Genomic DNA, 16693 nt, shown 5'->3' with positions numbered 1-16693 from the left:
TATCGAGCCTGATATCAACAGAATGCACTATGTTACGCAGGCCGTTTCGCCAGGGCAAACGACTTTGCTGCCTGGTTTGGACAACGTTGAAGCGCATTCGTCCCCGGCTCGGCGATTTTTTTGCGGCCCGGCAAGAAAACCGTGCAACAGTAGCCACATGCGATCGGGTCATTTAGAATCAAAGATTGGTTTCCCAGAAAGCGACTCACGATGAACGACGCGCCAGCACTAACTTCCGCCCCATCCGTACAGCGTATTTTGATCATAAAACTGCGCCATCACGGCGATATGCTGCTGGTCACGCCGGTCATCAGCAGCCTGCGGCAAAGCTACCCGCAGGCGCAGATCGATGTGCTGCTGTATCAGGAAACGCAGGAGATGCTGGTCAGTAACCCGGAACTGTCGACGCTGTTCGCCATCGACCGCCAATGGAAGAAACAGGGCGTCCGCGCGCATCTGGGGCACGAACTGGCGCTGCTACGCCGCCTGAAGGCGCAGCGCTACGATCTGGTGGTCAACCTGGCCGATCAGTGGCGCAGCGCCATCATCACGCGCCTGACCGGCGCGCGCATCCGTTTGGGCTTCGATTTCCCCAAACGACGCGGCTTCCTGTGGCGCCATTGCCATACGCAGCTGGTGCCGGTCGACAATCACGCCCACCTGCATACCGTCGAACAGAATCTTTCGCTGCTGGCGCCGCTGAACCTGCCCGCGCTCAATGAACATGTGACCATGAGTTACGATCCGCAGGATTGGCAAACCTGTGAGCAACGGTTGCAGAAACAGGGCGTCGCCGGCGGTTATATTGTGGTGCAGCCCACCTCGCGCTGGTTCTTCAAATGCTGGAGCGAAGAGAAAATGGCCGCCACCCTCACCGCCTTACAGGCCGACGGACACCAGTTGGTGATCACCTCCGGCCCCGACGCCAGAGAAAAAGCCATGGTCGAGCGCATTTTGGCGCTCTGCCCGCCGCAGGGAGTAATCTCGTTGGCCGGCCAGCTGACGCTGCGCCAACTGGCCGCCCTGATCGACCACGCCAAATTGTTTATCGGCGTGGATTCAGTGCCTATGCACATGGCCGCCGCGCTGCAAACGCCGTGCGTGGCGCTGTTCGGCCCTTCCAAGCTGACTTTCTGGCGGCCGTGGCAAGCTACCGGCGCCGTGATCTGGGCCGGCGACTTCGGCGAACTGCCCGATCCGGACGCCATCGATACCGGCACCGACGAACGGTATCTCGACCTTATTCCTACAGACGCGGTGATTGCAGCCGCGCGGAGCACGCTGGCATGAAAGCATTTCGTTTGGCGATCGTTCGCCAAAAATACCGCCCGGACGGCGGAGCCGAACGTTTCGTTTCCCGCGCCCTGGAAGCGCTGGAGCAACAGGATCTCGATCTGAACGTCATCACTCGCGAATGGCAGGGTGACGCCAATCCCAACTGGCATATCCACCTGTGCAATCCATTAAAGCTCGGCCGCATCAGCCGCGAACGGGGCTTCGCCGTGGCGGCCAGAGCGCTGTGGCAGAAAGAGCGCTTCGATCTGGTGCAAAGCCACGAGCGCATTCCCGGCTGTGACATCTATCGCGCCGGCGACGGCGTACACCGCCGCTGGCTGCTGCAACGCGCGCGGCTGCTGCCCGAGTGGCGCCGCAAGTGGCTGTTCTCCAATCGCTATCACCGCTATGTGATGTGCGCCGAACGCGCCATGTACGCCGCGCCCGAGCTGAAAGCCGTCATCTGCAACGCCGAGATGATCAAGCAGGAAATCATCGCCGACTTTGGCGTGCCCGCCGACAAGATCACGGTGATCTATAACGCCATCGACAATCAAAAATTCCCGCCCGCCGACGAGGCCCAGCGTCAACGTCTGCGCGAGCAATATCAGATCCCGCAACAGGCGCACTGCCTGATCTTCGTCGGCTCCGGCTTTGAGCGCAAAGGGCTGGCCGCCGCCATCCGCGCCGTGGCGGCTACCGACAGCCACCTCCTGGTGGTCGGTAAAGACAAAGCCGAAAAACGCTATCGGGCGCTGGCGCAGTCGCTGGGCTGCGGCGATCGCATTCACTTTATGGGCGTGCAGAAGCAGACCCTGCCATTCTATCAGGCCGCGGACGCGCTGCTGCTGCCGACGCTGTACGATCCATTCCCGAATGTGATTCTGGAAGCCATGTCATGCGGCCTGCCGGTTATCACCAGCACCACCTGCGGCGGCGCCGAGTTTATCACCCCAGGCCAGAACGGCTTCGTGACCGACGCGCTCGATGTACCGGCCATCACGGAGGCTATTCGGGCACTGCCGCGCCAGGCGCTGGGTTCATCCATGGGCGAAGCGGCGAGATTGCGCATTATGACGGCTACGCCGGCGCATCTGTCCGAACAGCTCATTTCCCTCTATAACCGGTTACTGGATTAGCTATGCGTATTCTGATGATCATCGATGGTCTGCCGGGCGGCGGCGCGGAAAAAGTGGTGCTGACCCTGTGTCAGGGCATGCAGCAACAGGGACATGACGTCAGTCTGATCTCGCTGCGCGACGTCTGCAATTACCCTATCCCGTCAGGCATTGATTATCAGGTGGTAGCCGATCGCAGCCGTGCCCCCTGGCGCAAGCTGACCGAGCTGCCGCGCCGCGCCGCCGCGCTGGATCGCGCGATAGCCGAACACGAGCGCCAACGCGGCGCGTTCGATCTGGTGTTCTCCAACCTGCATAAAACCGATCGCATCGTCAGCCGCAGCAAGCGGCTGGCTTCGGACCGTCTGTGGTTCTGCATTCACGGCATCCTCTCCACCTCCTACCTCGGCCACCGCAAGGGTCTGGATCGCTGGCTGAAGCAACGCAAAATCGCCAACGTTTACCAGGGGAGAAATATCGTCGCCGTTTCACAGGCGGTCGGCGACGATCTGCAGCGGAACTTGCCGATCCGCCCGCGCCGCCTGGCGGTCATCAACAATCCGTTCGACATCGACGCCATCCGGCAACAGGCGGCGGCGCCTTGCGAACTGGCCGGCCAGGACTATCTGGTGCACGTCGGCCGCTTTCACGCCACCAAGCGGCATGACCGCCTGCTGAAAGCCTATGCGCTCTCCGGCATTCAGGCGCCGCTGGCCTTGATCGGCACCGGGGATGACGCTCGCGTCGCCGAGGTCAAGCGTCTGGCGGCAGACTTGGGCATCGCAGAGCGCGTGCTGTTCCTCGGTTTCCAGACCAATCCCTATCCGTTTATCCGCCATGCCTCGCTGTTGGTGCTCAGCTCCGATAGCGAAGGGTTTGGCAATGTGCTGGTAGAATCGCTGTTGTGCGACACGCCGGTGGTCAGCACCCGCTGTCCGGGCGGCCCTGCGGAAATTCTGGAAAAAGCCGGCATGGCTAACGCGTTGGCGGAATTAAACGAAGCGTCGCTGGCAGAAAAAATGGCGGAAATTTACGCCAACCCGCCACAGATAAATCAACAGCAATTGCTGAGCTACGGGCTTGAGCCTATTTGCCATCAATATATTGAGCTGAAAGAAAAATAATAAAAAAATAAATAAGGCAGGGGATGCCTGCCTTATTTTCTTCGTTAGTTGAGCGCCTGCATTTTCTGCCAAACCTCATCGACAGAAACATCTTCACAGTGCCCCGACTCGCTCTGCAAAATATGATGACGGCCGGTCCATGGATGCCAGGACGTTTTATCGGTATCGCCAAAGAACACCACCATGTCCTTATTCAACGCAGCGGCAAGATGCATCTGCCCACCGTCGCTGCACAGCACCCGGTCGCATAAATCAAACCCGCCCAACAGCTCGCGCACCGACGCCGTCGGATAAAGCGCGACGCGTTCGTTTTGGCACAGCGCCAGCAGCTGTTCGGCGCGCTGCTGATCGCCGACGTCGTCCGGCGCCAGCGTGCCCTGCGGCGACCAAAAGATCAGCACGCCGGTGTGGGGATCGGCGGTCAGATGGTTGATGATTTCGGCATAGCGTTCAACCGGCCAGCGTCTTTTCGGGCTGCGGCTGCTGATATGCACGGCGCATACCCGTTCGACCGACGGCAGACGTTCCTGCAGCCGCTGCGCCGCCAATTGCCGCTCTTCAGACGTCAGGAATACCCGCACCGGCGGGATCGGAATGGATTGATCGGTGATCGCCGATAAATAGCTGTAGGTGTGTTCGACCTGATGGAGGCCACGGAAATCGTCCTTGCGGAACGGGCGTTGAATATCTTTCGTGCCCAGATCGGCGCCGATGATATGGGTGGCGCCGGCCATTTTCGCTAAACGCAGGCTGTATTTGCATGGCACCGGGTTGGCCAGAATGACCGCATCGAACTTTATTTTGCGCAGCTTCAGGAAGATCATCAGACGTTCGAAATAAACGCCCAACGTCGTTTCATGTTTCGCCTTGTGCTTGGCCTTTTTATAGACAAAGACTTTCTCGAGATGAGGGTTGTTTTTAACAACGTCCTGGCTGACTTTATTGATCAGCAGATAAACTTTTGCGTCTGGATAGGCAATTTTCACCCCTTCAATCAGAGGCGTGGTGCAAACAAGATCGCCGATGTTGTCGCGGCGAATAATTAAAATATTCTTCATTCCGAGCCTATCGGCGAAATCGCTCGCCGGTTGTCTGAAACTGACACCCAAGGTTACCAAATTAGCGCCTTTCCCTTCCAGTTATGGTACTATTCCGAATAACCCATATAAATGAAATTGATAGAATGTTGCTGCGTTTATATCAGGTACTACTCTACCTCATCCAACCCCTGATCTGGCTCCGCTTACTGCTGCGCAGCCGCAAAGCTCCAGCCTACCGTAAACGCTGGGCGGAACGCTATGGCTTCTGCGCCGGGAAAGTCGTGCCGGGCGGCATCATGCTGCATTCCGTCTCCGTCGGCGAAACGCTGGCGGCCATCCCGCTGGTGCGGGCGCTGCGCCATCGTTACCCCGCTTTGCCGATAACTGTGACCACAATGACCCCGACAGGTTCAGAACGCGTCCAGTCCGCTTTCGGCAAAGACGTGCATCATGTCTATCTGCCCTACGATCTGCCCGGTTCCATGAACCGCTTCCTCGACCAGGTGAATCCCAAGCTGGTGATCATCATGGAAACCGAGCTGTGGCCTAACCTGATCAACGCGCTGCATCAGCGGCAAATCCCCCTGGTGATCGCCAATGCGCGCCTGTCGGCCCGCTCCGCCGCCGGCTATAAGAAAATTGGCGGATTCATGCGCGATATGCTGCGCCGCATTACGCTGATCGCCGCACAGAACCAGGAAGACGGCGATCGGTTTATCGAACTGGGCCTGAAACGCTCGCAGCTGGCCGTAACCGGCAGCCTGAAATTCGATATCTCCGTCACCCCGGAACTGGCCGCCCGCGCCGTTACGCTGCGCCGCCAATGGGCGCCGCGCCGCCCGGTGTGGATCGCCACCAGCACCCATGACGGTGAAGAAACCATCCTGCTGGAAGCGCACCGCAAGCTGCTGGAAAAACACCCCGACCTGCTGCTGATCCTGGTGCCGCGTCACCCGGAACGCTTCCCGACCGCCAAGGAGCTGGTGCAGAAAGCCGGCTTCAGCTACACCCTGCGCAGCAGCGGCGAAATCCCGTCTGGCAGCACCCAAGTGGTGATCGGCGATACCATGGGCGAACTGATGCTGCTGTACGGCATCGCCGATCTGGCCTTTGTCGGCGGCAGCCTGGTGGAACGCGGCGGGCACAACCCGCTGGAAGCCGCCGCGCACGCCATCCCGGTGCTGATGGGCCCGCATACCTTCAACTTTAAAGACATCTGCGCCAAGCTCTCGCAGGCCGAAGGCCTGATCACCGTGGCCGACGTGGATTCACTGGTGAAGGAAGTGGAAACCCTGTTGACTGACGAAGATTACCGTCGCTACTACGGCCGCCATGCGGTGGAAGTGCTGTATCAGAATCAGGGAGCGTTGCAGCGCCTGCTGCAGCTGCTTGAACCGCATCTGCCGCCCCGGAGCCACTGAATGAGCAGCCGCAAAAGCCTGTCGGTGGTGATGATCGCCAAAAACGAAGCCGGGCTGTTGCCGGACTGTCTGCGCTCGGTCGAGTGGGCCGATGAAATCATCGTGCTGGACTCCGGCAGCGAGGACGACAGCGTCGCCGTCGCCGAAAGCCTGGGCGCCAAAGTCTTCACGCACACCGACTGGCAAGGATTCGGCAAGCAGCGTCAGCTGGCGCAAAGCTACGCCAGCCATGACTACGTTTTGATGATCGACGCCGACGAACGCGTCACGCCCGAACTGCGGCAATCCATCGAACGGGTGTTGAACGCACCGGACGACGGCGCCGTCTACAGCTGTGCGCGGCGCAACCTGTTCCTTGGCCGCTTCATGCGCCACAGCGGCTGGTATCCCGACCGCGTCAACCGCCTGTACGCCAACCCACGCTATCGCTATAACGACGATCTGGTGCACGAGTCGCTGAACATCGGCGACGCCAAAGTCATCCCCCTCAGCGGCGATATGCTGCACCTGACCTGCCGCGACTTCTTCGCCTTCCAGCGCAAACAGCTGCGCTATGCCGAAGAGTGGGCCACACAGCGTCATCGAGCCGGCAAGCGTTGCGGCTATCTGTCTATCCTGACCCACACGCTCGGCGCCTTCGTCAAAACCTGGCTGCTGCGCGCCGGCTTCCTGGATGGCAAACAGGGGTTGCTGTTGGCGGTGGTCAACGCGCAATATACCTTCAATAAATATGCCGCATTATGGGCATTGGGCCGCAACTACTCAGAGAAGTGAATCATGACCAGCAAAGCCATCTATCCCGGGACGTTCGATCCCATGACCAACGGCCACCTGGATTTAGTGACGCGCGCGTCGCTGATGTTCGATCACGTGATTCTGGCCATCGCCGCCAGCCCAAGCAAAAAGCCGCTGTTTAGCCTGGATGAGCGCGTGGCGTTGGCGACGCAGGTCACCTCGCATCTGGACAATGTGGAAGTACTGGGCTTCAGCGAGCTGATGGCGCACTTTGCCGCTCACCAGAATGCCAACATCCTGGTGCGCGGCCTGCGTGCGGTGTCTGACTTTGAATACGAACTGCAGCTGGCGAACATGAACCGCCATTTGATGCCAACGCTGGAAAGCGTGTTCCTGATGCCTTCCGAAGAGTGGTCGTTCATCTCCTCCTCACTGGTGAAGGAGGTCGCGCGTCACGGCGGCGATATTGCGCCTTTCCTGCCTGATGTGGTTACGCAAGCGCTGATGGCGAAGCTCGCCGCCGAGTGATGCTCAGCGCTGGCAGCGCCGGCAAAAGAAGGTGCTGCGCTGCCCGTGCTTGGCGGATTCGATCGGCGTGCCGCACGCGCGGCAAGGTTCTCCCGCCCGCCCGTAAACCTGCAACTCCTGCGCGAAATACCCCGGTTTGCCGTCCGACTGCAAAAAGTCGCGCAATGTCGTGCCACCCTGCTCGATAGAGCGCTGCAACACCGCCTTGATGGTCTTCGCCAGCAGTTCCGCTTCGGCTTTGCTCAACGATCCCGCCGGACGATCGGGCAGGATCCCAGCGCTGAACAGCGATTCGCTGGCGTAAATGTTACCGACGCCGACCACCAGCTTGTTATCCATCAGCCACGGTTTGATCAGCGTGCGCTTATTGCGTGATTTTTCATACAGGTAGTCGCCGTTGAACGCTTCGCTCAGCGGTTCCGGCCCCAGATGCGCCAACACGCTGCTGGTCGCCAGGTCTTCGCACCACAGCCAGGCGCCGAAACGGCGCGGATCGGTATAGCGCAGGATCATGCCGTTGCTGATCACCAGATCGACGTGGTCGTGTTTGCCGGCCTCGTCTTCGTTTTCCTCGCGCAGCATGCGCAGGCTGCCCGACATGCCCAGGTGCACGATAATCCAACCGTTCTCCAGCTCGATCAGCAGGTATTTGGCCCGGCGCTGCACGCTGAGCACCGGCCGATCGCTCAGCGTCAGGATCTGTTCGGAAACCGGCCAGCGCAGGCGCGCGTTGCGCACCACCGCATACTGAATGCTGTGGCCGACAAGATAAGGCTCTATACCGCGTCTGCTCGTCTCAACTTCCGGTAATTCAGGCATCTGGCTTCCCCTCCGACGTTTTCTACCCTTTATAAAACAAAAAACCCGGCCAAGGCCGGGTTTTTCATTAATCCACTAAAATTATTTAATTTTAGCTTCTTTGTATACTACGTGCTGACGGACAACTGGATCGAATTTCTTCAGTTCCAATTTTTCCGGCTTAGTACGCTTGTTCTTCGTGGTGGTATAGAAGTGACCAGTACCAGCAGAAGAAACCAGCTTGATCTTCTCGCGAACACCTTTAGCCATGATTCAGTTCCTTAATACTTCTCACCACGGGCACGCAGATCGGCCAGAACCGTCTCAATACCCTTCTTATCGATAACACGCATACCTTTAGCAGATACACGCAGAGTTACAAAGCGCTTCTCAGCCTCAACCCAAAAACGGTGTGAGTGCAGGTTAGGCAGAAAACGGCGTTTGGTCGCGTTCATTGCGTGGGAACGGTTGTTACCGCTCACCGGGCGCTTGCCAGTAACTTGGCAGACTCGGGACATGTCTATTCTCCAAAAATCAAATCAGCTCGAGCTTCGTATAGGGTATGGCCGCCTCGTCAGGCTTTTAGAGCCCATCTCAGCAAACTTCATACTGAGGAGACTCTCGTCATCAGGTAGAAACCACACATCAGGTCAGAAACCTGCTGAGATAGGCTCTTGCGCCAAACCCAAGATTCTCAAAGGTGGCGTAGTATACGCTCTGAAGCGTAAGTGCTCAAGTCCCGAACAGCTAAAGATCCCACAAGGATCGCGAAAAAATCGCTTAAAGCCATCCGCGCTCGGCAAAAGAGACGCATTCACCCCGACCGATCACCAAATGATCAAGCACTCGGATCTCCAATAACTGACAGGCTTTCACCACCTGTTCCGTTATTAAACGGTCGGCATGACTGGGTTCAGCCTTACCCGAAGGGTGATTATGCGCGAGAATCAGCGCGGCGGCATTAGCCTTCAACGCTTCACGCACAATTTCTCTCGGGTAGACGACGACGCTGCTGATGGTACCAGCAAACATCTCCTGATGGCGAATAACCCGGTGCTGATTGTCTAAAAACAATACCAAAAAGACCTCTCGCTCGCGATGCGCCAGCAGGCTTTGCAGATAATGCTGGGTGACGCGCGGATTGAGCATGGCGTTTTCCTGCGACAAATGGCTGGAAAAGAAGCGCAGCGCCAGCTCGGCAATCGCCTGCAGCTGCGTATAGCTGGCGTCGCCCAGGCCTTTTTGACTGCAAAACGCCTGATGATCGGCCGACATCAGGTGGTAAAGCGAGCCGAACCGGCGCAGCAGCTGCTCCGCCAGCTGCATCACGTGCACGCCGGGCAACCCGGTGCGCAAGAAAATGGCTAACAGCTCCGCGTCGGACAGCGCCGCGGCCCCCTGCATCAACAGCTTTTCACGCGGCGCCAGCGCGCCCGGCCAGCACGCCACAGTCGGGTTGCTCATCGTGTTCCTCCCTGAAAGGGCTACAGCATGCCACGCGCCGCCCGGCGCGTTCGACAGGTGTTTGATAACATTGCGAAGTGTTTCGCAAAGCACAATGTAACGCCCTGCAGCCATTGCGGAATCACTCACCTGAACGGCGGATATGCTAAAATGGCGCATCTTTCGGCTTTCAATCGGACAATGATGATGACGGGACTTTCCGGCAAACATATTGTGCTTGGCATCAGCGGCGGCATCGCCGCCTACAAATGCCCAGAGCTGGTGCGCCGCCTGCGCGACAGGGGCGCAGAAGTGCGCGTGGTGATGACCCACGCCGCCAAGGCGTTCATTACGCCGCTGACGCTGCAGGCCGTTTCCGGCCACCCGGTGTCCGACGATCTGTTGGATCCCGCCGCCGAGGCCGCCATGGGCCACATCGAACTCGGCAAATGGGCGGATCTGGTGATTCTGGCGCCGGCGACCGCCGATCTGCTGGCTCGCGTCGCCGCCGGCATGGCCAACGATCTGCTGACCACCGTCTGCCTGGCGACCGACGCCCCCATCGCCGCCGCCCCCGCCATGAACCAGCAGATGTATCGCGCCGCCGCCACGCAGGCCAACCTGCAAACGCTGCAGGCGCGCGGCATGCTGCTCTGGGGGCCGGACAGCGGCAGCCAGGCCTGCGGCGACGTCGGCCCGGGCCGCATGCTGGATCCGCTGGACATCGTCGAGCTGGCGAACGGTCATTTCTCCGCCCCGCAGGATCTGCAACATTTGCAGGTTATGATCACCGCCGGCCCGACGCGCGAAGCGCTGGATCCGGTGCGTTTCATCAGCAATCACAGCTCCGGCAAAATGGGCTTCGCCATCGCCCGCGCCGCCGCCGCCCGCGGCGCGCAGGTGACGCTGATCGCCGGGCCGGTGAGCCTGCCGACGCCGCCGAGGGTCGCACGCGTGGACGTCACCAGCGCGCTGGAGATGGAACAGGCGGTGCAACAGCGCGCCGCGCAGCAGCAGATTTTCATCTCCTGCGCCGCCGTGGCTGACTACCGTCCCGAGCGGATCGCCGATGAAAAAATAAAAAAACAGGGTGATGAAATCGTCCTCAAGATGGTAAAAAACCCCGATATCGTCGCCGGCGTGGCGGCGATGACCAAAAATCGACCGTTTGTCGTGGGGTTTGCCGCCGAAACCCAGAATGTGGAAGAATACGCGCGGCAAAAACTGGCGCGTAAGAAGCTGGATTTGATTTGCGCTAACGATGTTTCGCTTGCAGAGCACGGGTTCAACAGCGACACCAATGCCCTGCACCTTTTTTGGCAGGATGGAGAAAAGCGCCTGGCGCTGAGCGACAAGGCACTCCTTGGCCAACGTTTAATAGACGAGATAGTCAGCCGTTATGATGAAAAAAATCGACGTTAAGATCCTCGACCCGCGCATCGGTCAGGATTTCCCGCTACCGACCTACGCTACGCCGGGCTCCGCCGGTCTCGACCTGCGCGCCTGTCTGGATAGCGCGGTAGAGCTGGCGCCGGGTGAAACCACGCTGCTGCCTACTGGCCTCGCGATCCACATCGCCGACGCCAGCCTGGCGGCGGTGATCCTGCCGCGCTCAGGCCTGGGCCATAAGCACGGCGTCGTGCTGGGCAACCTGGTCGGCCTGATCGACTCCGATTATCAGGGCCAGCTGATGGTGTCCGTTTGGAACCGCGGCCAGAAGCACTTCACCATCGAGCCGGGCGAACGCATCGCGCAGATGGTCTTCGTGCCGGTGGTGCAGGCCGAATTCAACCTGGTGGAAGAGTTCGACAGCAGCGAACGCGGCGAAGGCGGCTTCGGCCACTCGGGGCGCCACTAAGCGCCACCCAATGCACGAGGGCCGGCAGGGAAACGTCGCCTGAACCTTGCTTTCCGGGGAGAGGGATGTCTCTGCGGCAAGGTTTTACCGCGACAATTGCAGCGCACACCAGGCAGCGCGGAAAAAGGCCGTTAAGGCCGCTGACCCCAGCATCGTAAAAAAGCTATCACATAAGCCGCACAGAGCCTGCTCTGCAGCGGCCGGTGCCCGGGTTTCCGTCAGTTAAGTTTTAGCAAGGGTCTAATCAGACATGGCAGAAAAAGAAAATACGAAAAGGAATCGGCGCGAGGAAATATTGCAGGCGTTAGCCCAGATGCTGGAATCCAGCGACGGCAGCCAACGCATCACCACCGCCAAGCTCGCCGCAAACGTGGGTGTTTCTGAAGCTGCGCTGTACCGGCATTTCCCCAGCAAGACACGGATGTTCGACAGTCTGATCGAGTTTATCGAAGACAGCCTGATCACCCGCATCAACCTGATCTTGCAGGACGAGAAAGAGACGTTCAATCGTCTGCGCCTGATTTTACTGCTGATTCTGGGCTTTGCGGAACGCAACCCGGGGCTGACGCGCATCATGACAGGCCACGCGCTGATGTTTGAACAGGATCGCCTGCAGGGCCGCATCAACCAACTGTTCGAACGCATCGAGGCGCAGCTGCGTCAGGTGCTGAAAGAGCGCAAATTGCGCGAAGGCAAAGGCTTTATCGTCGATGAAACGCTGTTGGCCAGCCAGCTGCTGGCCTTCTGCGAAGGCATGTTGTCGCGCTATGTGCGTTCGGAATTCCGCTATCGCCCCACACAGGAATTCGACGCCCGCTGGCCGCTGTTGGCGGCACAGCTGCAATAACGAACACGCCGGGCATGCCCGGCGTTGTTATTTATACCCCGTACTGCTCGCGGTAAGCGCGCACCGCCGCCAGATGGTCCGCCATCTCCGGTTTCTCTTCCAGATAGGCGATCAGATCCTTCAGTGTGACGATTGAAATCACCTTGCAGTGATAGTCGCGCTCCACTTCCTGAATGGCGGAGATATCCGCGCGGCCGCGTTCCTGACGGTCGAGGGAGATCAGCACGCCCGCCAGCGAAGCGCCGTTGGCGCCGATGATTTCCATCGATTCGCGGATCGCGGTGCCGGCGGTGATCACATCGTCCACCAGCATCACGCGCCCCTGCAGCGGGCTGCCCACCAGCGAACCGCCTTCGCCGTGCGTCTTGGCCTCCTTGCGGTTAAAGCAGTAAGGCACATCGCGCTCATGGTGTTCCGCCAGCGCCACCGCCGTGGTGGTGGCGATAGGAATGCCTTTATAGGCCGGGCCAAACAGCAGATCGAAATCGATGCCGGAATCCATCAGGGCTTCGGCGTAGAAGCGCCCCAACAGCGCAAGATCGCGCCCGGTATTAAACAGGCCGGCGTTGAAGAAATACGGGCTGGTGCGGCCGGATTTCAGGGTGAACTCGCCGAATTTCAATACCTGCTTGTTAAGCGCGAACTCGATAAACTGGCGCTGATAGGCTTTCATTACTGCTTCTCCTCGTCTGAATCTGCTTGGGTCTTGTCATTACTGCCGCCCGATCGCCGGGCATAAAAAAGGCGACTTCTCAGTCGCCTTGAAAAATCAGTCCGCCAGCGCCGCTTTCTGCGCCTGGAAGATGGTTTCGATGCCCCCTCGGGCCAACGCCAACAGCGCCAACAGCTCATCGTGGCTGAACGGCTCGCCTTCGGCGGTGCCCTGCACTTCAATCATGCGGCCGTCTTCCATCATCACTACGTTCATGTCGGTTTCCGCCGCGGAATCTTCCACATACTCCAGATCGCACAGCGCTTCGCCATTGACGATGCCGACGGAAACCGCCGCCACCATGCCCTTCATCGGATTGGCTTTCAGCTTGCCGTTGGCCACCAGCGTGTTCAGCGCGTCGGCCAGCGCCACGCAGGCGCCGGAGATGGAAGCGGTGCGGGTGCCGCCGTCGGCCTGCAGTACGTCGCAGTCGAGGGTGATGGTGAATTCACCGAGCTTTTTCAGATCCACCGCGGCGCGCAGCGAGCGAGCGATCAGGCGCTGGATCTCCAGCGTGCGGCCACCCTGTTTGCCTTTGGCGGCTTCACGGGCGTTGCGGCTGTGGGTGGAGCGCGGCAGCATGCCGTACTCGGCGGTGATCCAACCTTGCCCCTGGCCTTTCAGGAAGCGCGGAACGCCCTCTTCTACCGTGGCGGTGCACAAGACTTTGGTATCGCCAAACTCAACCAGCACTGAACCTTCAGCGTGTTTGGTATAGTGACGGGTCAGTGTCAGGGGGCGAACTTGCTGTGGTGCTCTGCCTGCAGGACGCATGGGCTCTCTCCGGCTTCAAATCAACTATTGGCTGCGCATTATACGGGCTTCGTGACGTAATGCCTATCCTGCCCGCAGCCGCGACGCTATAATCGCCCCATCTTTTCCTATTACGGGTACGCATCAATGATCCGCAGCATGACCGCCTACGCCCGGCGTGAAATCAAGGGTGAATGGGGCAGCGCAGCCTGGGAGCTGCGTTCCGTTAACCAGCGCTACTTAGAAACCTACATCCGCCTGCCGGAACAATTCCGCAGCCTGGAGCCGGTGATCCGTGAACGTATCCGTGGCCGCCTGACCCGCGGCAAAGTCGAATGCAACCTGCGTTTCGAACTGGATCCAAGCGCGCAAAGCTCGCTGATCCTGAACGAAAAACTGGCCAAACAGCTGGTCGAAGCCGCCAACTGGGTGAAAATGCAGAGCGACGAAGGGGAAATCAACCCGATCGACGTGCTGCGCTGGCCGGGCGTGATGTCCGCGCAGGAGCAGGATCTGGACGCCATCAGCGCCGAGCTGATGCAGGCGCTGGACGGCGCGCTGGATGACTTTATCGTCGCACGCGAAAGCGAAGGCGCCGCGCTGAAAACGCTGATCGAACAGCGCCTCGACGGCGTCAGCGCCGAAGTGGTCAAAGTGCGCGCCCAGATGCCGAACATCCTGCAATGGCAGCGCGAGCGCCTGGTCAGCAAGCTGGAAGAGGCGCAGGTGCAGTTGGAAAACACCCGCCTGGAGCAAGAGCTGGTGCTGATGGCACAGCGCATCGACGTCGCCGAAGAGCTGGATCGTCTGGAAGCGCACGTGAAAGAGACGCACAACATCCTGAAAAAGAAAGAAGCCGTCGGCCGCCGCCTCGACTTTATGATGCAGGAGTTCAACCGCGAATCGAACACCCTGGCCTCCAAGTCGATCAATGCCGACGTCACCGCCTCCGCCATCGAGCTGAAGGTGCTGATCGAGCAGATGCGCGAGCAGATCCAGAACATCGAGTGATCCCGCTCCGCACTCCATCAAGCCCGCGTCAAGCGGGCTTTTTTATGGCTGCAGATCAGCGATAGGCGGCCGCCTGCTCTTCCTCCATCAGCCCCATTTTCTGCAGCTGCACCGCAATGCTCCAGGTTGAGCGCTCAAACTCATCGCTCAGCGCTTCCAGCGTCGCCCCAGCCGCATGGCTCTCACGCAGCCGCAGCTTTTCCTCTTCCGGCCAGGGGAAGTAGGCATTGGCCGGCCGCCCCTCGGCCAGATTCTTCTGCCGCTTCTCCTCCGGCGTCAGCCGGGCTTTTTTCTGCAGTTCGGATTCGCCGTCGAACTCGCTGGCCAATGCGAACAGCAGCCGGATAGCCTCCGGCGCGCAGGCCGCTGAAGCCGGTTTCAACAGCTCGCCGGTGTCGGGATTAACGCCGTTGGCCAGCGCCCTGAGCAACGTGCCGGTATTCATCGTTCGCCTCCTGGTTTGAGAAAATGCGCGCCAGTCGCGGCGCCTTGCCCAAACATGTTTCTCCGCCTTAGCCGAGAAAACCACGCTTTGCGCCGGGAAAAATCGCCCATTGCGAGCCAGATTCCAGGCGCCTGAACGTGCGGGACGGTGGTTGCATCAGGCTGCGAGCCGGCAGGCATCATGGAAGACAGCCCACTAAGGAACGTCGGGGGCTTATGAAAAACTGCCGAGCAGCGCGTGCGGATGACAATCGGCAAGATATCCCGCATGCCATAAGTATTTTGTTCTAATTATCACGCAAGGTAATGAAAGGCCGGCGATGCTGTGGCTAAATGTGTTTTTTTCCTGCCCGTGAACCGTACGGACCGTTTATGCCACAAATTCTGCAATTTATTATGGCCCTGGTGGTGATCATCGCCCTGGCGCTGCTGGTCAGCAATAATCGCAAGAAAATCCGCCTGCGCTATATCATCCAGCTGTTAGTGATCGAAGGCGCGCTGGCCTACTTCTTCCTGCACTCCGCCAGCGGGCTCAGCGTGATCAAGCACGTCGCCGGCTTCTTCGACACCCTGCTCGCCTACGCCGCCCAAGGGTCGGAGTTCGTGTTCGGCGGCATGAGCAAGGATGGCCTGGCGTTTATCTTCCTCGGCGTTTTGTGCCCTATCATCTTTATTTCCGCCCTGATCGGCATTTTGCAGCATTTCCGCATCCTGCCGCTGATCATCCGTCTGGTGGGCACCCTGCTGTCCAAGGTCAACGGCATGGGCAAGCTGGAATCGTTCAACGCCGTCAGCACGCTGGTGCTGGGGCAGTCAGAGAACTTCATCGCCTACAAGGGCATCATCGGCGACATCTCGCCGCGCCGCATGTACACCATGGCCGCGACCGCCATGTCGACGGTTTCGCTCTCCATCGTCGGCGCCTACATGTCGATGATCGACGCGCAGTACGTGGTGGCGGCATTGATCCTTAATATGTTCAGCACCTTCATCATCCTGTCGATCATCAACCCGTATCAGGTCGAAGACGAGCCGGAGCTGAAGCTGAACAAACTGCATGAAGATCAGAGTTTCTTCGAAATGCTGGGCGAGTACATTCTGGCCGGCTTCAAGATTGCGATGATCATCGCGGCGATGCTGATCGGCTTTATCGCGCTGATCTCCGCCGTCAATGCGCTGTTCTCCGCGGTGCTTGGCATCAGCTTCCAGCAGATCCTCGGCTATGTGTTCTATCCGCTGGCCTGGCTGATCGGCATCCCGGCGGAGGAGGCCCTGAAGGCGGGCAGCATCATGGCGACCAAACTGGTGGCCAACGAATTCGTGGCGATGATTGAGCTGAAGAAAATCGCGGCGGAGCTGTCGCCGCGCGGGTTGGGCATTCTGTCGGTGTTCCTGGTGTCGTTCGCCAACTTCGCCTCCATCGGCATCGTCGCCGGCGCCATCAAGGGGCTGAACGAGCAGCAAGGCAACGTGGTTTCCCGTTTTGGCCTGAAGCTGGTTTACGGCTCGACGCTGGTGAGCCTGTTGTCGGCGGCCATCGCCGGCCTGGTGCTGTAATCCCCACTCCCGGCCACAGGGCCGGGAGT

The 16693-nt window shown here is 59.4% G+C and carries 19 protein-coding genes; 11 read left to right on the top strand and 8 right to left on the bottom strand.

Annotated features, from left to right (window positions below; all coding sequences use genetic code 11):
* Positions 1-210 precede the first annotated feature (210 nt).
* Genes rfaQ through ACP39K_RS22150 form a run of 3 tightly spaced genes read left to right on the top strand, consistent with a single transcriptional unit; the run spans position 211 to position 3517 of the window.
* The gene (gene rfaQ, locus ACP39K_RS22160; protein WP_147882246.1) at positions 211-1290 is read left to right on the top strand and encodes a putative lipopolysaccharide heptosyltransferase III; all 1080 of its coding nucleotides are present in this window, start codon (positions 211-213) and stop codon (positions 1288-1290) included.
* The gene (locus ACP39K_RS22155; protein ID WP_016929688.1) at positions 1287-2414 is read left to right on the top strand and encodes a glycosyltransferase family 4 protein; all 1128 of its coding nucleotides are present in this window, start codon (positions 1287-1289) and stop codon (positions 2412-2414) included. The genes rfaQ and ACP39K_RS22155 overlap by 4 nt, the downstream gene beginning before the upstream one ends.
* A gap of 2 nt (positions 2415-2416) precedes the next feature.
* Positions 2417-3517: a glycosyltransferase gene (locus tag ACP39K_RS22150; RefSeq protein WP_033639128.1), complete on the top strand. Its 1101-nt coding sequence runs from the start codon at positions 2417-2419 to the stop codon at positions 3515-3517.
* A 44-nt stretch (positions 3518-3561) separates the two neighbouring features.
* Here ACP39K_RS22150 and ACP39K_RS22145 read toward each other — a convergent pair whose 3' ends face one another.
* A complete protein-coding gene (locus tag ACP39K_RS22145; RefSeq protein WP_115116369.1) occupies positions 3562-4575 on the bottom strand; it encodes a glycosyltransferase family 9 protein in 1014 nt (337 codons plus the stop codon).
* Between the two features lie 125 nt (positions 4576-4700).
* Between ACP39K_RS22145 and waaA the strand changes: the two genes are divergently transcribed.
* The 3 genes from waaA to coaD are packed head-to-tail and all read left to right on the top strand — an operon-like array spanning position 4701 to position 7241.
* The gene (gene waaA, locus ACP39K_RS22140; RefSeq protein ID WP_016929685.1) at positions 4701-5978 is read left to right on the top strand and encodes a lipid IV(A) 3-deoxy-D-manno-octulosonic acid transferase; all 1278 of its coding nucleotides are present in this window, start codon (positions 4701-4703) and stop codon (positions 5976-5978) included.
* Positions 5979-6752, top strand: a complete 774-nt coding sequence (locus ACP39K_RS22135; protein WP_016929684.1) for a glycosyltransferase family 2 protein — start codon at positions 5979-5981, stop codon at positions 6750-6752.
* A gap of 3 nt (positions 6753-6755) precedes the next feature.
* Entirely contained in the window at positions 6756-7241 is a 486-nt protein-coding gene (coaD, locus tag ACP39K_RS22130; protein WP_004931181.1) for a pantetheine-phosphate adenylyltransferase, read from the top strand.
* A 3-nt stretch (positions 7242-7244) separates the two neighbouring features.
* Here the strand turns inward: coaD and mutM are convergent, their stop codons facing one another.
* The 4 genes from mutM to radC all read right to left on the bottom strand — a co-directional run bounded on the left by mutM (position 7245) and on the right by radC (position 9503).
* Positions 7245-8060, bottom strand: a complete 816-nt coding sequence (mutM, locus tag ACP39K_RS22125; RefSeq protein ID WP_028128080.1) for a bifunctional DNA-formamidopyrimidine glycosylase/DNA-(apurinic or apyrimidinic site) lyase — start codon at positions 8058-8060, stop codon at positions 7245-7247.
* Between the two features lie 81 nt (positions 8061-8141).
* The gene (gene rpmG / locus ACP39K_RS22120; protein WP_002442576.1) at positions 8142-8309 is read right to left on the bottom strand and encodes a 50S ribosomal protein L33; all 168 of its coding nucleotides are present in this window, start codon (positions 8307-8309) and stop codon (positions 8142-8144) included.
* Positions 8310-8320: 11 nt separating this feature from the next.
* The gene (gene rpmB, locus ACP39K_RS22115) at positions 8321-8557 is read right to left on the bottom strand and encodes a 50S ribosomal protein L28 (RefSeq protein ID WP_004931195.1); all 237 of its coding nucleotides are present in this window, start codon (positions 8555-8557) and stop codon (positions 8321-8323) included.
* A 262-nt stretch (positions 8558-8819) separates the two neighbouring features.
* Entirely contained in the window at positions 8820-9503 is a 684-nt protein-coding gene (radC, locus tag ACP39K_RS22110) for a RadC family protein (RefSeq protein ID WP_016929682.1), read from the bottom strand.
* Between the two features lie 183 nt (positions 9504-9686).
* Here radC and coaBC point away from each other — a divergent pair, with 183 nt between their 5' ends.
* From coaBC to slmA, 3 genes are all read left to right on the top strand, one after another.
* Complete coding sequence (gene coaBC / locus ACP39K_RS22105) at positions 9687-10904, top strand: bifunctional phosphopantothenoylcysteine decarboxylase/phosphopantothenate--cysteine ligase CoaBC (protein ID WP_033641334.1); 1218 nt, start codon at positions 9687-9689, stop codon at positions 10902-10904.
* Positions 10882-11340, top strand: a complete 459-nt coding sequence (gene dut / locus ACP39K_RS22100; RefSeq protein WP_015379440.1) for a dUTP diphosphatase — start codon at positions 10882-10884, stop codon at positions 11338-11340. The genes coaBC and dut overlap by 23 nt, the downstream gene beginning before the upstream one ends.
* Before the next feature lie 250 nt (positions 11341-11590).
* Positions 11591-12187 (top strand): nucleoid occlusion factor SlmA, encoded by a 597-nt coding sequence (slmA, locus tag ACP39K_RS22095; protein WP_025304700.1) that lies wholly within the window; start codon positions 11591-11593, stop codon positions 12185-12187.
* A 31-nt stretch (positions 12188-12218) separates the two neighbouring features.
* Here slmA and pyrE read toward each other — a convergent pair whose 3' ends face one another.
* Together pyrE and rph are read right to left on the bottom strand one after the other, a co-directional pair.
* Positions 12219-12860 carry an orotate phosphoribosyltransferase gene (pyrE, locus tag ACP39K_RS22090; RefSeq protein WP_497008835.1) on the bottom strand — a complete coding sequence of 214 codons (642 nt, stop codon included), beginning with the start codon at positions 12858-12860 and terminating at the stop codon, positions 12219-12221.
* A 96-nt stretch (positions 12861-12956) separates the two neighbouring features.
* A complete protein-coding gene (rph, locus tag ACP39K_RS22085; protein ID WP_025160305.1) occupies positions 12957-13673 on the bottom strand; it encodes a ribonuclease PH in 717 nt (238 codons plus the stop codon).
* Between the two features lie 126 nt (positions 13674-13799).
* Here rph and ACP39K_RS22080 point away from each other — a divergent pair, with 126 nt between their 5' ends.
* Entirely contained in the window at positions 13800-14663 is an 864-nt protein-coding gene (locus ACP39K_RS22080; protein WP_015379441.1) for a YicC/YloC family endoribonuclease, read from the top strand.
* A 55-nt stretch (positions 14664-14718) separates the two neighbouring features.
* On the opposite strand, the gene ACP39K_RS22075 is transcribed toward ACP39K_RS22080, so the two are convergent.
* Positions 14719-15108 carry a hypothetical protein gene (locus ACP39K_RS22075; RefSeq protein ID WP_048796321.1) on the bottom strand — a complete coding sequence of 130 codons (390 nt, stop codon included), beginning with the start codon at positions 15106-15108 and terminating at the stop codon, positions 14719-14721.
* Positions 15109-15479: 371 nt separating this feature from the next.
* Here ACP39K_RS22075 and ACP39K_RS22070 point away from each other — a divergent pair, with 371 nt between their 5' ends.
* A complete protein-coding gene (locus tag ACP39K_RS22070) occupies positions 15480-16664 on the top strand; it encodes a NupC/NupG family nucleoside CNT transporter (protein WP_004931212.1) in 1185 nt (394 codons plus the stop codon).
* Positions 16665-16693 lie beyond the last annotated feature (29 nt).

It is taken from the genome of Serratia sp. EC4 (assembly GCF_059652115.1).
The sequence above is the reverse complement of the archived record's forward strand: the minus strand, read 5'-3'. Positions and strand labels throughout refer to the sequence as shown.

Excerpts from the sequence above, each read along its gene's own strand:
- rfaQ (WP_147882246.1), top strand. The coding sequence starts at position 211 with ATGAACGACGCGCCAGCACTAACTTCCGCCCCATCCGTACAGCGTATT.
- ACP39K_RS22155 (WP_016929688.1), top strand. The coding sequence starts at position 1,287 with ATGAAAGCATTTCGTTTGGCGATCGTTCGCCAAAAATACCGCCCGGAC.
- ACP39K_RS22150 (WP_033639128.1), top strand. The coding sequence starts at position 2,417 with ATGCGTATTCTGATGATCATCGATGGTCTGCCGGGCGGCGGCGCGGAA.
- ACP39K_RS22145 (WP_115116369.1), bottom strand. The coding sequence starts at position 4,575 with ATGAAGAATATTTTAATTATTCGCCGCGACAACATCGGCGATCTTGTT.
- waaA (WP_016929685.1), top strand. The coding sequence starts at position 4,701 with ATGTTGCTGCGTTTATATCAGGTACTACTCTACCTCATCCAACCCCTG.
- ACP39K_RS22135 (WP_016929684.1), top strand. The coding sequence starts at position 5,979 with ATGAGCAGCCGCAAAAGCCTGTCGGTGGTGATGATCGCCAAAAACGAA.
- coaD (WP_004931181.1), top strand. The coding sequence starts at position 6,756 with ATGACCAGCAAAGCCATCTATCCCGGGACGTTCGATCCCATGACCAAC.
- mutM (WP_028128080.1), bottom strand. The coding sequence starts at position 8,060 with ATGCCTGAATTACCGGAAGTTGAGACGAGCAGACGCGGTATAGAGCCT.
- rpmG (WP_002442576.1), bottom strand. The coding sequence starts at position 8,309 with ATGGCTAAAGGTGTTCGCGAGAAGATCAAGCTGGTTTCTTCTGCTGGT.
- rpmB (WP_004931195.1), bottom strand. The coding sequence starts at position 8,557 with ATGTCCCGAGTCTGCCAAGTTACTGGCAAGCGCCCGGTGAGCGGTAAC.
- radC (WP_016929682.1), bottom strand. The coding sequence starts at position 9,503 with ATGAGCAACCCGACTGTGGCGTGCTGGCCGGGCGCGCTGGCGCCGCGT.
- coaBC (WP_033641334.1), top strand. The coding sequence starts at position 9,687 with ATGATGACGGGACTTTCCGGCAAACATATTGTGCTTGGCATCAGCGGC.
- dut (WP_015379440.1), top strand. The coding sequence starts at position 10,882 with ATGATGAAAAAAATCGACGTTAAGATCCTCGACCCGCGCATCGGTCAG.
- slmA (WP_025304700.1), top strand. The coding sequence starts at position 11,591 with ATGGCAGAAAAAGAAAATACGAAAAGGAATCGGCGCGAGGAAATATTG.
- pyrE (WP_497008835.1), bottom strand. The coding sequence starts at position 12,860 with ATGAAAGCCTATCAGCGCCAGTTTATCGAGTTCGCGCTTAACAAGCAG.
- rph (WP_025160305.1), bottom strand. The coding sequence starts at position 13,673 with ATGCGTCCTGCAGGCAGAGCACCACAGCAAGTTCGCCCCCTGACACTG.
- ACP39K_RS22080 (WP_015379441.1), top strand. The coding sequence starts at position 13,800 with ATGATCCGCAGCATGACCGCCTACGCCCGGCGTGAAATCAAGGGTGAA.
- ACP39K_RS22075 (WP_048796321.1), bottom strand. The coding sequence starts at position 15,108 with ATGAATACCGGCACGTTGCTCAGGGCGCTGGCCAACGGCGTTAATCCC.
- ACP39K_RS22070 (WP_004931212.1), top strand. The coding sequence starts at position 15,480 with ATGCCACAAATTCTGCAATTTATTATGGCCCTGGTGGTGATCATCGCC.